Here is a 16,088-nt window from a genome sequence, read left to right on the forward strand (position 1 = left end):
GAAGGCAGATCGTCTGCCTTCCGGTCTCTCTTTCCAGGGGACTGTCGAATGGCATCGCAGGAAGTTCTTCGCGAGGAGCCAAGCCGCGGTTCCTTCATCAATGATCCGCGCGTCCGCGGCATATTCTTTCAAGCACTGGTCCTCGTCCTGCTGGTAGCGGGTGTCTGGTGGGTTACCCACAACGTCATCGCCAATTTGACGCGGCTGCATATCGCTTCCGGCTTCGGCTTTCTTAAGGGCCGCGCCGGCTTCGACATCAGCGAAAGCGCCATCGCTTATTCATCGGATTCGACCTATTTCCGTGCCATCCTGGTTGGCTTTATCAACACCGTCATCGTTGCTGTCGTCGGCATCATCACCGCCACCATCATCGGTTTCATCGTCGGCATCGGCCGGCTGTCGCATAACTGGCTGATCAGGAAGATCTGCACCGTTTATGTCGAGGTGTTCCGCAACATCCCACCGCTGCTGGTCATCTTCTTCTGGTATTCCGGCGTGCTCGCTGTGCTGCCGCCGCCGCGCGAGAGCATCAATCTGCCGTTCGGCTCCTTTCTCAACCAGCGCGGCTTCTATTTTCCCCGCGCTATATGGGGCGAGGGCTCCTGGCTGATCCTGGTCGCACTGCTCCTCGGCATCGCCATGGCCTGGTTCGTCGCCCGCAAGGCGCGGCAGCGGCAGATGGCGACGGGTCAGCCGTTCCCGGTGTTCTGGACATCCATGGCGTTGATCGTCGGCCTGCCGTTGCTGGCCTACGCGCTGAGCGGCTTTCCGCTGAGCTTTGAATTTCCAAAGCAGTCGACCTTCAATCTCGTCGGTGGCTTTCAGGTCAGGCCCGAGTTCCTGTCACTCTATCTGGCGTTGTCCTGCTATACGGCCGCCTTTATCGCCGAGATCGTGCGCGCCGGCATCAGGGGCGTCAGCGCAGGCCAGACCGAGGCGGCCGCGGCACTCGGGCTGCGCTCGGGATCGATCCTCAGGCTTGTCGTCGTGCCGCAGGCGATGCGCATCGTCATTCCGCCGCTGACCAGCCAGTATCTCAACCTGACCAAGAATTCCTCGCTCGCCATCGCCATCGGCTATCCGGACCTGACGGCGACGGCCGGCACGGTCTTGAACCAGACCGGGCAGGCAGTCGAAGGCGTGGTGATCATGATGGCGGTGTACCTGGCGCTCAGCCTGATCACGTCGGCGATCATGAACGTCGTCAATGCCAGGATGGCGCTGGTGGAGAGGTAGGGCCATGCAAGAGCACGATATGTCCTGGGTGCGGACGGAGATGGCGCTGGCGCAGCCGGCGCCGTCGAGCGAGCGCGGCCTCACCGCCTGGGTCCGCAAGAATCTGATCGCATCGACCGGCGACGCCATCCTGACCATCATCGGCATCGTGCTGGTTGCCATGATCCTGCCGCAGATCGTCAATTGGGCTTTCATCAACGCCCAGTGGACGGGACCGGACCGCACGGTCTGCGCCACCGTGGCGCAGGGCGGCATCCAGTCGGACGGCTGGACCGGCGCCTGCTGGGCTTTCGTCAACGCCAAGTTCGGCCAGTTCATGTTCGGCCGCTATCCCCTGGAAGAGCGTTGGCGCCCGATCCTAGTCGCCATCCTGTTCGTGGCGCTGCTGGTGCCGCTGCTCGTTCCGCGCGTACCGCGCAAGGGGCTGAATGCCATTCTTCTCTTTTTTGCACTGCCGGTCGTCGCCTTCGTTCTGCTGATCGGCGGCATGTTCGGCCTGCCCTATGTCGAAACCCCGCTCTGGGGTGGACTGCTGGTGACACTCAGCCTGTCCTTCGTCGGCATAGCTGTGTCGCTGCCGGTCGGCATCGTGCTGGCGCTCGGCCGGCGCTCGAACATGCCGATCGTCAAGCTGCTGTGCGTGATCTTCATCGAGACGGTACGCGGCATCCCGTTGATTACGGTGCTGTTCTTTGCCAGCGTGATGCTGCCGCTGTTCCTGCCGGCCGGCGTCAGCTTCGACAAGTTCCTGCGCGCGCTGATCGGCGTGTCGCTGTTTGCCGCCGCCTACATGGCCGAAGTGGTGCGCGGCGGCCTGCAGGCGATCCCCAAAGGCCAGTATGAGGGCGCCGATTCGCTCGGCCTCAGCTACTGGCAGAAGATGGGTCTGGTCGTCATGCCGCAGGCGCTGAAGCTGGTCATTCCCGGCATCGTCAACACCTTCATCGGCATGTTCAAGGACACCAGCCTGGTCATCGTCATCTCGATGTTCGACCTCCTCGGCATCGTCAAGCAGAACTTCTCCGACGCCAATTGGGCGACGCCGCAGACGGCCAGATCCGGCCTGGTGTTCGCGGCGTTCATCTTCTGGCTGTTCTGCTTCGGCATGTCGCGCTATTCAATGTACACGGAACGCCGTCTCGACACCGGCCACAAACGCTAAAAAAGGGGACCTTGTCATGGCCATAGAAAACGCCGTCAGCGCGGAAGAGATCAAGGTCAATGCCGCCAAGATGCACATTTCCACCACCGATGTCGCCATCGACATCATCGCCATGCACAAATGGTACGGCGAATTCCATGTGCTGAAGGACATCAATCTAAAGGTGATGCGCGGCGAGCGCATCGTCATCTGCGGCCCGTCGGGCTCCGGCAAATCGACGATGATCCGCTGCATCAACCGGCTGGAGGAACACCAGAAGGGCAAGATCATAGTCGACGGCAAGGAACTGACCAACGATCTGAAGAAGATCGACGAGGTGCGCCGCGAGGTCGGCATGGTGTTCCAGCACTTCAACCTGTTCCCGCATCTGACCATCCTGGAGAATTGCACGCTGGCGCCGATCTGGGTGCGCAAGATGCCGCGGAAACAGGCCGAGGAAATCGCCATGCATTTCCTCAAGCGCGTCAAGATCCCGGAACAGGCCAACAAATATCCCGGCCAGCTTTCCGGCGGCCAGCAACAGCGCGTGGCGATCGCCCGCTCGCTGTGTATGAACCCGCGCATCATGCTGTTCGATGAGCCGACCTCGGCTCTCGATCCGGAAATGATCAAGGAAGTGCTGGAGACGATGGTCGGGCTGGCCGAGGAAGGCATGACCATGCTCTGCGTCACCCACGAAATGGGCTTTGCGCGCAAAGTCGCCAACCGGGTGATCTTCATGGACCAAGGCCAGATCGTCGAGCAGAACACGCCGGCCGAGTTCTTCGACCACCCGCGCCATGAGCGCACGAAGCTGTTCCTGTCGCAGATCCTGCACTGATCCTGTACGCCGGTTCGGGACAAGACCGGCGGACCGGGCTCTCTGTCTTGCTCGGACCTTACGCGTATTCGACGAGCGGTGATGCTCGGGAGGATCTGCCCTTTGGTCGATGGCGAGCAGCGGCAATTATCTTAGCACCCACAATCCTGCGACAATTGCCGCATATCGTGCAGCCTTGCCCAATGCGACAAGCATCACGAATATGCCGAGATGCATGCGGGCCGCGCCTGCCGCGACAGTGAAGGCGTCCCCGACGACCGGCAGCCAGGCGAATAGGAGCAGCCACGCGCCAAAGCGGCGAAAGCTCCGGCTGGCCCGCTGGTATCGTTCACGGGTGATGGGAAACCATCGCCTAGATTTCAGCGTATCGATGCCACGGCCCAGCGTCCAGTTCACCACCGAGCCGAGCGTGTTGCCGATTGTGGCGACCGCAAGCAGTAGCACCGGATCGCCACGGCCGCCGGCGATCAAGCCAGCGAGCACAACTTCCGACGAGACCGGCAAGATGGTTGCGGCGAGGAATGCGCTGGTGAACATGGCGCCATAGATTGCCAGTGCAGCCACGTCGAGCGACCGGCTAGGCCTGCACGTCGACGACGCCCATCATGCCGAGCTGCTCGTGCTCCAGGATGTGGCAATGATACATCCTCCGCCCGGGGCGATCCTGGCGCAGCAAAAGCCGCATCGTTTCGCCGCGCGCCACGTTGACCGTGTCCTTCCAGGCGAGATAGGCCGGTTTCGAGACCTGCCCACCACGTTCGTGCTCGACCACTTGGAACTGCGTCCCGTGAACATGGAACGGATGGTCCATGTCGGCCTTGTTGACGATTTCCCAGAGCTCGACCTGTCCTGTTTTCGACACCACGTCGATGCGGCCCATGTCGAACGCCGCGCCGTTGATCAGGAAGCCCATCTGCATATCCGTCGCGCTCATCGTCGTCGTTTCGGTGAACACGAAACGCCGGCTGACGGCAGGGGTGCCAAGTTGCGCAATTGGTCGAAGCTTTTCCGGCAGCGGAGGAAACGTCTCTGCAGGCGTGTCCAAAACATTGACCGTAAGCAATGTCAGGCCTGCATCGGCGGGGCGGCCTGCGCCCATCCAGCCGCGATCGTAGTCGAGCGTGTTCAGGGTGACGGGGCCGCGCTTCTCAAACGAGACGATCAGTTCAAGGCGTTCCGCCGGGCTGAGCAGGACATCCTTGGCTGCCACCGGCGCCTCCAGCAGACCGCCATCGGTGCCGATGATCGTCATGGGTGCGCCGTCGAAGGAGAGCCGCAAAAAGCGCGCGTTAGTCGCGTTGTAGAACCGAAATCGCCGCTTTGTTCCAAACGGAACCGATAGCGCGGGATTTTTCTGTCCATTGACCAGCACGTGATCGCCGACGCGCCCGTTCATCAAATCGACCATGGTGTTGTCCGGCATGGTGCCGTCGGCGGCAAGGCGAAGGTCTGTGAACACCAGCACAGTGTCGCCATACTGGGCCGGGATCGGGTCCGCCTTCGGCTTGACCACGAACGCGCCGGCAAGTCCGCGATAGACCTGCTCGGCCGTCTTGCCGTGCGGATGCGGATGATACCAGTACGACCCCGCGCTTCCTTCGGGCAGTTCGAAGCTGTAGGTGCGCTCCGTGCCCGTCGCAACGGGGTCCATAGGATTGCCATCCTGGTCAGCTGGAACCGGCATGCCATGCCAATGGATGGTGCTTGTCTCTTCAGGAATTCGGTTCGTGAATGCAATCTCGACACGGTCGCCTTCAGTCACCTCGATCAATGGCCCCGGGCTCATACCGTTGTATCCAAGGATTGGCGTGTCGAGCCCTTCTGCAAAGCGAACCATGGCGGGTTCAGCCGTGAGGTTTGCTCTGAACAGGCGGGGCGCATTGGCTTCATTGGCTAGCAGCGGCAACTCGCGCAACGCCTGGCCCTCAGGCAGCATGGTCGCGCTTTTTGGTGCCGCGCCCATGTCGTGGCCCGCGTGCCCCATATCCATGCCGGGCATCTCGTCCATCTTCATCTGGGCGATGGCGCGCGGGCTGGCGAGAACCGTGGCAACGCCTGCCGCAAGAAAAGAGCGTCGATCCATGTGTGGTCTCCGAGATTAAGGTCACGCGCGTCGGCACGCGGTGTAACTCACGTGGCACGCTCCGTAGCCAGGTTGACACTAGCCTCGGTCACGTCATGCCGCCGTCTTCAGCGCCTTTCAAGCGGGCGACACAGGAGGCGGAGGTCATGCCCTCGATCCCAATCTGAGTCGCGGGAGCGGAAACAGGCGAGGCTGGGGTTATGAGCGACAGCGTTCATGGGTTTGCAGCTCCAACTGGGTAGCTGCGACACGATAAAGGTTCCCATCACGGGAAGGTCAAGGGGCAAATTTCGAGCGCTACTTCGGCACGACAGCGATGATTTGAGCTGGCTCAAAAGCCCTTGACCTTCCTGTGATGGGAAGCCCCATAACAACCCCACTAGAGGAGCGCCGCAATGATAAGACTGACAGTTCCGGAAATGAGCTGCGGGCAGGCGTCATCAGATCAGTCGGTTACAACGAAAATTGGCCTGCCTGAACAGCGTACGGTCGGCGCGGATCATAAGCGCGCCAGCCGCGTTTGTTGCCATTAGGAGTTGTATAACAAGCCGAGTGGGCGAGTGCGGCGATAGGTCAAGGGTTCATCCTGATGCTCATCCAACCGATCGATTATTTCCTCGTCGTCTGGTTCGCGCTGGCGCTGGCTTCGACGCTTTATGTCGGCTTCGACCAATATCGCAACAATCCCGAGCCGGTGGTGATGAAATGGGGCTTCATCCTGGTCACCCTCTATATGGGTCCGCTCGGCTTGCTGCTTTATGTACTCGCGGACAAGGAGCCACGGCCGGGCGAGCATGAGGTGTTCACCCGGCCGCTCTGGAAGCAGGGCGTCGGCTCCACCATCCACTGCGTCGCCGGCGATGCCACCGGCATCATTCTTGCCGCCGCCGTCACGGCGGCGCTCGGCCTGCCGATGTGGATCGACCTGATCGTCGAATATCTCGCCGGCTTTGCCTTCGGTCTGTTCATCTTCCAGTCGCTGTTCATGAAATCGATGATGGGCGGCACCTATTGGGAAAACGTACGCAAGAGCTTCCTGCCCGAGTTCATCTCCATGAACTTCATGATGGCCGGCATGGCGCCGGTCATGAGCTTCCTGATGATGGGCCGCGACATGCGCGCGATGGAACCGACGGAGCTGCTGTTCTGGGGCGTGATGTCGATCGGCGTCATCGCCGGTTTTGCGCTTGCCTATCCGGCCAATGTCTGGCTGGTCGCCCGGGGGCTGAAGCATGGGCTGATGACACAGCGTGCGCAGGCAGCCGGCATCGATGGTCGAGAGCAGCCTGCCACGAGGCAACATGCGCAGATGCAAATGCAGCAGGCCGACGCCAGCGGCCATCACGGGCAGCACCACGATATGGTTTCCCACAAAGGCAAAGGCGGCGGCCATCACATGGAGACGGATGCCACGACGCCGCAGGTCGCTGCCCTGGGTGCCGTCTCCCTGCTGGCGCTCGCCATCGGCATGGTCGCGCCGGCAAACTGGCTGAACCTGACGCTGTCGGCACGCGACGTCGGCGGGGTGATCATGCCGCAAGGCATGATCATGGATCGCGACACGCCGGCCGATACAATGCGTGACATGGCCGCTACCGATCCACGCCTCGTGGCCGCCTCTTATGGCCTGACGGCAAGGGGCGACCAGGAACTGCCGTTTCGGATGGAGAACGGCATCAAGGTGTTCGAGCTCAGGCCTTCAGTGGTCCGCTGGCAGATCCTGCCGGACGTCGCGGTCGACGCCTATGCCTATAACGGCCAGATTCCCGGTCCGCGAATTCACATTCGCCAAGGCGATCGGGTCAGGATCAACGTCACCAACGGCCTGCCTGAGGAAACGACGGTGCATTGGCATGGCTTGATCCTGCCTAACCAGATGGATGGGCCGGCCGAGATCACCCAGGCGCCGATCGAGCCCGGGCAATCCTATTCATACGAATTCACCGCAACCCAGCACGGAACCTATTTCTATCATCCCCATGCCAAGCCGGACCGGACCCAGGCGCTCGGCCTCTACGGTGCGCTGATCATCGATCCCGCCAATCCTGCCGACGAGGTCGCGGCCGACCATGATTACGTCATCCAGCTTCAGGAATGGCTGGTGCGGGAAGGGCTGACCTACCCGTCGATGCCGATGGACGGCGGCATGCCGAATTTCTTCACCATCAACGGCAAGGCCTATCCCTCGACCGAGACGATCCCGATGAAGGTCGGCGAGACGCTCAAGGTGCGGTTCATCGGCACCAACAACGGCTTCATCCATCCGATGCATATCCATGGCGGACCGTTCGAGGTCGTTGCCCGCGACGGCGAGACGGTCCCCGCTTCGGGTCGTTTCCTTGCCGATACGATCAACGTCGGGCCGGGTCAGCGCTACGACGTGATCTGGAAGGCGCAGCGTCCGGGCAAATGGCTGATCCATTGCCACATCCCGCATCACACCACGAACAACAATGTCGAGGAGAAGGGCGGCGGCGGGCTGATGGTCGTGATCGATGTGACATGACCGGCGTCGCCTAGGCTCGTTCCAGCCGGTGCACCGGCCAGGACGCCATGCAATGGCTGGGGCCAAATTTTCTCTCAAGCTGAGGTGATCTGCCAGACAGCGACGCCGGCAAGGGCGAGACCGGCGGCGCCCTCGATGGCCCGGGAGATGGTTTCGAACAGCCGTGGCTGGCGCGCGAAAAACTGTACAAGCCGTTCCCGAAACACGATCGACAACACGGCGACGCAGGACAGCGTCAGCGCCACGCCGACCATCATGGTGATGGCAAACAGGACGCCCGCTGCCGGAACACCCCTGGACATCGCGAAAGTCATCGCGAAAAGCGTAAGCGGACATGGGATCAGGCCTGCCATGACGCCGACAGCCTCGCCCTCGTGCCTGTGGTGATGGCTGTGGCTCAAAGCGCGCCAGAGCATCCAGACGCCAATGAGGCCGAGCAGCCCGCGACTGATGTGCTCCAGAAGCGGAGCGCGGCCGACGCTGCCCAATGCTATTGAGACCAGTGGCAGCGAGAGAGCCGCAATCAGAACGGCAATCGTCACATGCGTGAACGATAGCGTGATAGATACGAGCAGACCACGCGAGACCTTCGCATCCGAACCGGCAAGATAAGTCGCCAGGACTGCCTTGCTGTGCCCCGGCGTCAGCGCATGGGCAGCCCCGAACACGACGCCCATCGGCAGGAAGGCCACGAACGCCAGCCAATTGCCTCCGGCCGCAAGCAGCTTGATCTGTTCGCCGAGCGTCAGATAGATCGTGCGCTGAAATTCGACGAGCGTCTGGAACATCGGACGAGACTAGCAGAAAATCGGCGAGCGTCAGTGCATGTGGCCGTGGTCATGCGTGTGCTCGTGAGGATGGTCGTTCTCTCCACGTTCCGTTGAAAACCGCACATTCGCCTCAGCCAGGGCCGGCATATGCTGGGATAGTTCGTCCTTCAGCGCTGCGGCGATCTTGTTCGCCGCCGACAGCGGCAGGGTTCCGTCCGCGGCAATTGCGATGTCGGCGTGCAATCTATGACCGATCCAGCGCGCCTTGGCATCGACAATGCGCGCGCCCGGAACATGCTCGGCGGCATGTCGGATTTCGTCCATCACACCGGGTTCGATTCCATCCAGCATGCGGGTCAGCACCGAGCGGGCCGATTGCCAGACGATACCGAAGATCGCAATCGTGATCAGCAGACCGACGATCGGATCGGCCAAGGAAAAGCCGAACCAAACGCCGATGGCTCCGATGACCACGGCAAGGCTGGTAAGTCCATCTGTGCGGGCGTGGTAGCCGTCGGCAATCAGTGCCGCGCTGTTGATTTCGCGACCGACGCGGATACGGAACACGGCAACCGCCTCGTTGCCGAGGAAGCCGACAATACCCGCCGCAGTCAGCCAGCCCAGGTGTGTCACCACTTGTGGATTGATCAGCCTGTCGATGGCTTGGTAGGCAGCGACTACAGCGCTGAACAGGATGATGAGCACGATGATGATGCCGGCCAGATCCTCGACCCGGCCCAAGCCATAGGTGAAGATCCGCGACGGCTTGCGCCGCGCCAGCACGAACGCAATCCATAGCGGGATCGCCGTGGTCGCATCGCCGATGTTATGGATCGTATCGGCCAGCAATGCCACGCTCCCCGACAACGCAACCACGACCATCTGCAATGCCGCGGTGATGGCCAGGATCACGAACGACCATTTGATTGCCCAGATGCCCCGGTCGGTGGTGGCAATTGTCGCGTCGATGACGCCATGGCTGTGACCGTGCGGACCGTGACCGCCGTGATGATGTGCGGCGTGCGAGCCGAGCCCGAGCCATTCCAGAATGGGGGCTACGATGGAATTCATAGATATTTCGCCAGCTGCTTGAGTTCCGCCAGCGAGTTGCCGCCGGTTTCGACGCTGTCCGTCAGGCAATGCTCGATGTGATCGTTGATCAGCTCGCGCTTGGCGCTGCTGATGGCCCTTTCGACGGCATGAAGCTGCTGCGCCAGGTCAACGCAAGGGCGATGCGCCTCGATCATCGCCAGCACCGCCGCAAGGTGGCCTTGCGCGCGCTTCAGGCGCTTTATGATGGAAGGATGCGAGGCGTGGAGGTGATCTGACATGCTTGAGCGTATCCTCCCGGGGAGGATACGCGTCAAGCTCTAAGTCAGCTGTGCACCTTTCGGAGGGGCTTCACCTTGAGCATGGCTTGTTCTATGCCTTTCCCATGAAGAAGCTTGCCCGTTTTCTTGGCCTGCTGGTCGTTGCAGCAGTCCTTGCGGTGGCGCTGGGCACGCTGCTGCCGCGCCCGCTCTGGCCGGCGGCCGTTGCCGATCCGATCGGCACAAGCCACCGTATCCTGGTGCTGCAAAATCCGATCCACACCGACATCGCCATCCCGGTCGACGACGATGTGCGCCGGCGCTTCCATTTCCTGGTCGATGCCGGCATTCCAGCAGACGTGGCGGAGGTCCGCTACATCGTCTTCGGCTGGGGCGGCCGCGCCTTCTATCTGGAGACGCCGACCTGGTCGGAGCTGAAGGCGGTGCCGGTGATGAAGGCGCTGACGGTCGATGCCTCGGCAATGCATGTCGACATTTCCGTCGACATCGCCGAGCCGCATCGCGACGTCGCCGGCTTCGACATCGGCGAGGAGCGGTTTACGGCGCTGCTCGATTACATTGCGGCAAGCTTCCGGCAGGGGCCGAACGGGGCCATCCCGATCGAGAGTGCGGCCTATTCCCGCTTCGATCGGTTCTTCGAAGCCAATGGTCATTTCAACGCGCTGATCGGCTGCAACACCTGGACGGCGGCGGCATTGCGCACGGCCGGGCTGCGCACCGGCTGGTGGAATCCGCTGCCGGCCTCGCTCGGCCTGTCGATGCGGCTTTACAATTGACAAGGCGACTTAGGACCGCCGAGCGTCCTACGCCCACCAACCATAGAGCCAGTCGAGATCGGCGGCGAGCTTTTCGGGCGAGCGCATCGCCAGGAACAGGTTGCGGGCCATCGCCACCGGCCCGGCCGCATGCCAGGCGAGGCGGTTGATGGCGCCGCGGCGGGCGACCTGGGCGACGCGCGGCCGCCGCGCCTGTTCCCAGGCGGCAAGCGCCCCCTCAAGATCGGCTGTGGAGGCCGCAACGAAGCCGGCAAGCGTCGCCGCGTCCTCGATCGCCATCGCCGCGCCCTGTGCGGCAAACGGCGTCATCGCGTGCGCCGCATCGCCGATCAGCGCGATGCCTTCCGGCGTCGTCCATCGCCGCTGCTCGACGGTGTGGATCGGCCATGCCATCCACGGCGCCGCCTCGCTCGCCAGACGGACCAGCGCCGGCGCGGTACCGCGCATGGCGCTGGCGAGGCTGGCGGGGTTGGCATGCCCCGACCAGCCCTCGGCGATGCGCTCGCCCCCAGTGAAGGCGGCGAGGTTGAAGGCAGTGCCACGACTGACCGGATAGGCGACCATATGGAAGCCGGGATAGAGGAATGCAGTAACGCAATCGGGCGCACCGATCGCTGCAAAGGTTTGTCCGGCGGGGCTGTCGGCGGCCACCGTGGCGCGCCAGGCAAGCTCGCCCGAAAACCGGCTTCTCCGGAAATCGGCTGCGTTGCGGGCAAGCGTTTCTCGCACCGACGACCAGACGCCATCGGCGCCGATCAGCAGACAGCCAGCCTCGACCGTGGCGCCATCAGCCGATGCAGTGACGGTAACACCTTTCGATCCGGCTGCGATGTCGGTCACCCGCGCGCCGGCGATCAGATCGATACCGGGCTGCTCCGAAACTCGCTGCATCAGCGCTGACTGCAGATCCGCGCGGTGGGCAACGAGATAGGGCGCTCCCCAGCGCGTTTCGGCCGCCTGGCCAAGCGGTACGCGCGCCAGCTTGCGCAGCGTGGCGGCATCCTTGAGCACGACCGCCTCCGGCCGCACCGCCGTCGGCAACAGCCGATCGAGTACGCCGAGCTGCCGTAGGATGCGCGTCGCGTTGGGCGAAAGCTGGATACCGGCGCCGGCAGCCTCGAGGTGCTGCGCCTGTTCGAACAGTTTTATCCGATAGCCGCGCTCGGCGAAGGCCAGTGCCGCGGTCAGCCCGGCGACGCCCGCCCCGGCGATGACCACCTGCCGGGACTGCGTTTCCTGCATCAGGCTTGTCGCGGAAGAATCAGGCGGCCTGGTCGAGATAGAGGCAGCCCGGCGGCTGCGTTTCCAACGCCTTCAGCTTCGGCGAATAGCGATAGAGCGTCGAGCAATAGGGGCAGACCTTTTCATTGTCGTCGCCCATATCGAGAAATACATGGGGGTGGTCGAAAGGCGGATTGGCGCCGGTGCACATGAATTCCTTGACGCCGATGTCGATTGCCGGATAGCCCGCATCGTTCTGGAAATGGGGAATGGAACCGCCTGCCATCGTCGTCTCCTGATCTTGTCGATTGCATCTGGATCATAACCCGTCTCTTTGCAAGATCGATGAAATGAAACTGTCGCAAAAGCCTGTCAGAGGATAAGTTAAGCCGGTTAAGGCTATGGTCGTCGAACGGTGTGGGAAGAGCGGAAACCATGAACGAACTGAAGCCGGTGCAGAACGAATTCATCACCGTCGAGGCGGCGAGCCGCGAAGGCGGCAATCCCGACCGCTTCGTCAACCGCGAGTTTTCCTGGCTGCAATTCAACCGGCGCGTGCTCGAAGAGTCGCTGAACGCCAATCATCCGCTGCTCGAGCGTGTTCGCTTCCTGTCGATATCGGCCGCCAACCTCGACGAGTTCTTCATGGTCCGCGTTGCGGGTCTTGCCGGCCAGGTGCGCGAGGGCATCGTGCTGAAGAGCCCGGACGGACGCACGCCCGAGCAGCAGCTTGAACAATTGCTACGCGAGGTCGAGCGCCTGCAGGAGGACCAGCAGAACAGCCTTTCGGCGCTGATGCTGCTCCTCGACAAGGAAGGCATTGAAAGCATCACTCGCGAGGCGCTGAGCAAGGACGAGAAGGCCTGGCTGGAGGACCATTTCCAGGAGCAGGTATTTCCGGTGCTGACACCGTTGTCGATCGATCCGGCGCATCCGTTCCCGTTCATTCCCAATCTCGGTTTCTCGATGGCGCTGCAATTGCGCCATCGCAAGAACGGCGAGGAAATGAGCGCGCTTCTGCGCCTGCCGGTGGCGCTGAGGCGCTTCATCCGTTTGCCGGATCGCAAGCGCCATGTCCGCTTCATCCCGCTCGAGGAGGCGGTCGGTCTTTATATCGGCAAGCTGTTCCCAGGCTATGAGGTCAAGGGCTCCGGCACGTTCCGCATCATCCGCGATAGCGATATCGAGGTCGAGGAAGAATCAGAGGATCTGGTGCGCCTGTTCGAGACGGCGCTGAAGCGCCGCCGCCGCGGTTCGGTCATCCGGATCGAGTTCGACAGGCTGATGCCGCCCGAGTTGCGCGACTTCGTCGCCGGCGAGCTTGGTGTCTCGGCAAGCCGGATCAGCGTGCTCACCGGTCCGCTGGCGCTCAGCCAGATTTCGGAGATCGTCGCCGTCGCCCGCGACGATCTGAAGTTCACGCCCTATAACCCGCGTTTTCCCGAGCGCATCCGCGAGCATGGCGGCGATTGTTTTGCGGCGATCCGCGAGAAGGACATCATCGTCCACCACCCCTACGAATCCTTCGACGTGGTGGTGCAGTTCCTGCGTCAGGCGATGGCCGATCCGGAAGTGGTAGCGATCAAGCAGACGCTCTATCGCACCTCCAACGACAGCCCGATCGTACGCGCTTTGGTCGACGCCGCCGAGGCCGGCAAGTCGGTGACCGCGCTGGTCGAGCTCAAGGCGCGTTTCGACGAAGAAGCCAACATCCGCTGGGCCCGCGACCTCGAGCGAGCCGGCGTCCAGGTCGTCTTCGGCTTCCTCGAACTGAAGACCCATTCGAAAATGTCGCTGGTCGTGCGCCGCGAGGATGGCAGGCTGCGCAATTACGTGCATCTCGGCACCGGCAACTACCACCCGGTCACCGCGCGCATCTACACCGACCTGTCCTTCTTCACCACCGCCCCGACGATCGCGCGCGATGTCGCCCAGCTGTTCAACTTCATCACCGGCTATGCCGAGCCGGCCGAGCAGATGCGGCTGGCCATATCGCCGTTCACGTTGCGCGACCGCATCCTCAAGCACATTTCCGATGAGATCAGCCACGCGCTGGAGGGCAGGCCGGCCCGCATCTGGATGAAGATGAACGCCTTGGTCGACCCGATCGTCATTGACGCGCTCTACGATGCCAGCCGCGCCGGCGTCGAGATCGATCTCGTCGTGCGCGGCATCTGCTGCCTGAGGCCGCAGGTGCCCGGCCTATCGGAGAACATTAGGGTGAAGTCGATCGTCGGCCGTTTCCTCGAGCACAGCCGCATCTATTGCTTCGGCAACGGCCACGGCCTGCCATCGGACGGGGCGATCGTCTACATCTCCTCGGCCGATCTGATGCCGCGCAATCTCGACCGCCGTGTCGAGACCATGGTGCCGATCACCAATCCAACTGTGCACGAACAGGTGCTCGGCCAGATCATGCTCGGCAACATCATGGACAACCAGCAAAGTTTCGACGTATTGGCTGACGGAACCTCCCGGCGCGTTGTGCTGGAGGAGGGCGAGGAACCGTTCAACGCGCAGGAATATTTCATGACCAATCCGAGCCTGTCCGGACGGGGCGATGCGTTGAAGTCGCATGCGCCCAAGCGCATCGCGCAGTTCAAGCGCCGCAAGAAACAGAACGCAGCGACGGGCTGATGATTTCAGCGTCCCAGGGCCGGCTTCAGGACCGCCGACCGCTGTCCATCATCGATATCGGATCGAACTCGATCCGTCTTGTCATCTATGAGGGGCTGGCGCGTTCGCCGACCTTGCTGTTCAACGAAAAGATGCTGGCCGGCCTCGGCCGCGGCATCGTTTCGACCGGAAAACTCGATCCCGAGGCGGTGACGCGCTCGATGGAAGAGTTCCGCCGCTTCCGCGCGCTCTCCGACCAGGCCGGCGCCGAGCGCATATATGTGCTGGCGACCGCCGCCGCTCGCGAGGCCGTCAACGGCCCCGACTTCATCCACCGCGCCGAGGATGTGCTCAAGACCGAGATCCAGGTGCTGAGCGGCCGCGAGGAAGCCCATTATTCGGCGCTCGGCGTCATCTCCGGTTTCCATCCGGCCAACGGCATCGCCGGCGATCTTGGCGGCGGCAGCCTCGAACTGATCGACATCGACGGTGAGACGATCGGTGACGGCATCACGCTGCCGTTGGGCGGCCTGCGCCTGCAGGACATGGCGAAGAACTCGCTGACCCAGGCGGCAAAGATCACGCGCGAGCAACTGGCGCGGGCGAAATTGCTGAAAGCCGGGCAGGGCAGGGCCTTCTACACGGTTGGCGGCACCTGGCGAAACCTCGCCCGACTGCACATGGAAATGACCAACTACCCGCTCGGCGTCATGCATCATTACGAGATCGGCATCGAAAGCGCCGCGAACTTCCTCCGGCAGGTCGCGAAAGCAGAGATCGATAAGATCAAGGGCATCGAGGGCATTTCCAAGAACCGCCGCTCGCTGCTGCCCTATGGCGCCATCGTGCTGCAGGAGATCATGGCGGCGATGCAGCCGTCGAAGATCATCGTCTCGGCGCTGGGCGTGCGCGAGGGCTTTCTCTACTCGCTGCTCGACAAGGCCGAGCAGAAGGCCGATCCGCTGATCTCGGCGGCCGAAGAGCTTGCCCGCCTGCGCTCGCGCTCGGTCGACCACGCGCATGAGCTTGTCGAGTGGACCGGCAAGGCGTTCGCCGCCTTCGGCATCGACGAGACCAGGGATGAGGCGCGCTACCGCCACGCCGCCTGCCTGCTCGCCGATATCGGCTGGCGTGCCCATCCCGAATATCGCGGCAAGCAATCGCTCAACATCATCGCCCACGCCTCGTTCATCGGCGTCGATCATCCCGGCCGCGCCTTCCTGGCGCTTGTCAGCCTGTTTCGCCACGAGGGCGTGTTCAATGAAGCCGCTCCGGAAATCCGCGGACTGGCGACACCGCGCTATCTCGAGCGCGCCCGCGTGCTGGCGGCGCTGCTGCGCGTCGTCTATTTGCTGACCGCGGCAATGCCGGGCGTCATGCCACGGCTGAAATGGGAAAACCGCGGCAGTGGCGTGCTGGCGCTGGTGCTGCCGGCAGCGCTGGCCGATCTTTACGGCGAGCGGCCGGCCGGCCGGCTGGCACAGCTGGCAAGGGTCACCAATCGCCGGCTGGTGCTGGCAGTCGAGGGCGGGCCAAGCGTTTCTGTGAAATAGGCGCCTGCGTCGTC

At 62.7% G+C, this 16,088-nt stretch carries 14 protein-coding genes; 7 read left to right on the plus strand and 7 right to left on the minus strand.

Features of this window, described 5'->3' with window-relative positions; all coding sequences use genetic code 11:
- Nucleotides 1–48: 48 nt before the first annotated feature.
- The 3 genes from NKI17_RS24770 (at nt 49) to NKI17_RS24780 (ending at nt 3,218) form a co-directional block, all read left to right on the plus strand.
- Entirely contained in the window at nt 49–1,236 is a 1,188-nt protein-coding gene (locus NKI17_RS24770; protein WP_023677634.1) for an amino acid ABC transporter permease, read from the plus strand.
- A gap of 4 nt (nt 1,237–1,240) precedes the next feature.
- Entirely contained in the window at nt 1,241–2,398 is a 1,158-nt protein-coding gene (locus tag NKI17_RS24775; protein ID WP_352616744.1) for an amino acid ABC transporter permease, read from the plus strand.
- 70 nt (nt 2,399–2,468) lie between these two features.
- Nucleotides 2,469–3,218: an amino acid ABC transporter ATP-binding protein gene (locus tag NKI17_RS24780; protein ID WP_031212005.1), complete on the plus strand. Its 750-nt coding sequence runs from the start codon at nt 2,469–2,471 to the stop codon at nt 3,216–3,218.
- A gap of 126 nt (nt 3,219–3,344) precedes the next feature.
- Here NKI17_RS24780 and NKI17_RS24785 read toward each other — a convergent pair whose 3' ends face one another.
- Nucleotides 3,345–3,782 carry a YqaA family protein gene (locus tag NKI17_RS24785; RefSeq protein WP_352796375.1) on the minus strand — a complete coding sequence of 146 codons (438 nt, stop codon included), beginning with the start codon at nt 3,780–3,782 and terminating at the stop codon, nt 3,345–3,347.
- Nucleotides 3,783–3,795: 13 nt separating this feature from the next.
- Nucleotides 3,796–5,301, minus strand: coding sequence for a multicopper oxidase family protein (locus tag NKI17_RS24790; protein WP_352755934.1), 1,506 nt, complete (start codon nt 5,299–5,301; stop codon nt 3,796–3,798).
- Between the two features lie 589 nt (nt 5,302–5,890).
- On the opposite strand from NKI17_RS24790, the gene NKI17_RS24795 reads away from it, so the two are divergent.
- The gene (locus NKI17_RS24795; protein WP_352755936.1) at nt 5,891–7,807 is read left to right on the plus strand and encodes a multicopper oxidase domain-containing protein; all 1,917 of its coding nucleotides are present in this window, start codon (nt 5,891–5,893) and stop codon (nt 7,805–7,807) included.
- 74 nt (nt 7,808–7,881) lie between these two features.
- Here NKI17_RS24795 and NKI17_RS24800 read toward each other — a convergent pair whose 3' ends face one another.
- From NKI17_RS24800 to NKI17_RS24810, 3 genes are read right to left on the minus strand one after another with little or no spacing between them, the layout of a single operon-like run.
- A complete protein-coding gene (locus NKI17_RS24800) occupies nt 7,882–8,595 on the minus strand; it encodes a HoxN/HupN/NixA family nickel/cobalt transporter (RefSeq protein WP_352569732.1) in 714 nt (237 codons plus the stop codon).
- Between the two features lie 30 nt (nt 8,596–8,625).
- Nucleotides 8,626–9,648, minus strand: a complete 1,023-nt coding sequence (locus NKI17_RS24805; RefSeq protein WP_502894598.1) for a cation diffusion facilitator family transporter — start codon at nt 9,646–9,648, stop codon at nt 8,626–8,628.
- Nucleotides 9,645–9,908: a metal-sensing transcriptional repressor gene (locus NKI17_RS24810; protein ID WP_023719742.1), complete on the minus strand. Its 264-nt coding sequence runs from the start codon at nt 9,906–9,908 to the stop codon at nt 9,645–9,647. Before NKI17_RS24810 ends, NKI17_RS24805 begins: the two co-directional genes overlap by 4 nt.
- A 104-nt stretch (nt 9,909–10,012) precedes the next feature.
- On the opposite strand from NKI17_RS24810, the gene NKI17_RS24815 reads away from it, so the two are divergent.
- A complete protein-coding gene (locus tag NKI17_RS24815; protein ID WP_352636532.1) occupies nt 10,013–10,684 on the plus strand; it encodes a TIGR02117 family protein in 672 nt (223 codons plus the stop codon).
- 27 nt (nt 10,685–10,711) lie between these two features.
- On the opposite strand, the gene NKI17_RS24820 is transcribed toward NKI17_RS24815, so the two are convergent.
- Nucleotides 10,712–11,926, minus strand: coding sequence for an FAD-dependent monooxygenase (locus tag NKI17_RS24820; protein ID WP_352906928.1), 1,215 nt, complete (start codon nt 11,924–11,926; stop codon nt 10,712–10,714).
- Nucleotides 11,927–11,945: 19 nt separating this feature from the next.
- Nucleotides 11,946–12,191: a zinc-finger domain-containing protein gene (locus NKI17_RS24825; RefSeq protein WP_023677627.1), complete on the minus strand. Its 246-nt coding sequence runs from the start codon at nt 12,189–12,191 to the stop codon at nt 11,946–11,948.
- 149 nt (nt 12,192–12,340) lie between these two features.
- Here NKI17_RS24825 and NKI17_RS24830 point away from each other — a divergent pair, with 149 nt between their 5' ends.
- Nucleotides 12,341–14,542: an RNA degradosome polyphosphate kinase gene (locus NKI17_RS24830; protein ID WP_352906929.1), complete on the plus strand. Its 2,202-nt coding sequence runs from the start codon at nt 12,341–12,343 to the stop codon at nt 14,540–14,542.
- The gene (gene ppx / locus NKI17_RS24835; protein ID WP_352906930.1) at nt 14,542–16,074 is read left to right on the plus strand and encodes an exopolyphosphatase; all 1,533 of its coding nucleotides are present in this window, start codon (nt 14,542–14,544) and stop codon (nt 16,072–16,074) included. Before NKI17_RS24830 ends, ppx begins: the two co-directional genes overlap by 1 nt.
- Nucleotides 16,075–16,088 lie beyond the last annotated feature (14 nt).

The organism is Mesorhizobium sp. M0816 (assembly GCF_040320005.1).
GTDB lineage: Bacteria > Pseudomonadota > Alphaproteobacteria > Rhizobiales > Rhizobiaceae > Mesorhizobium.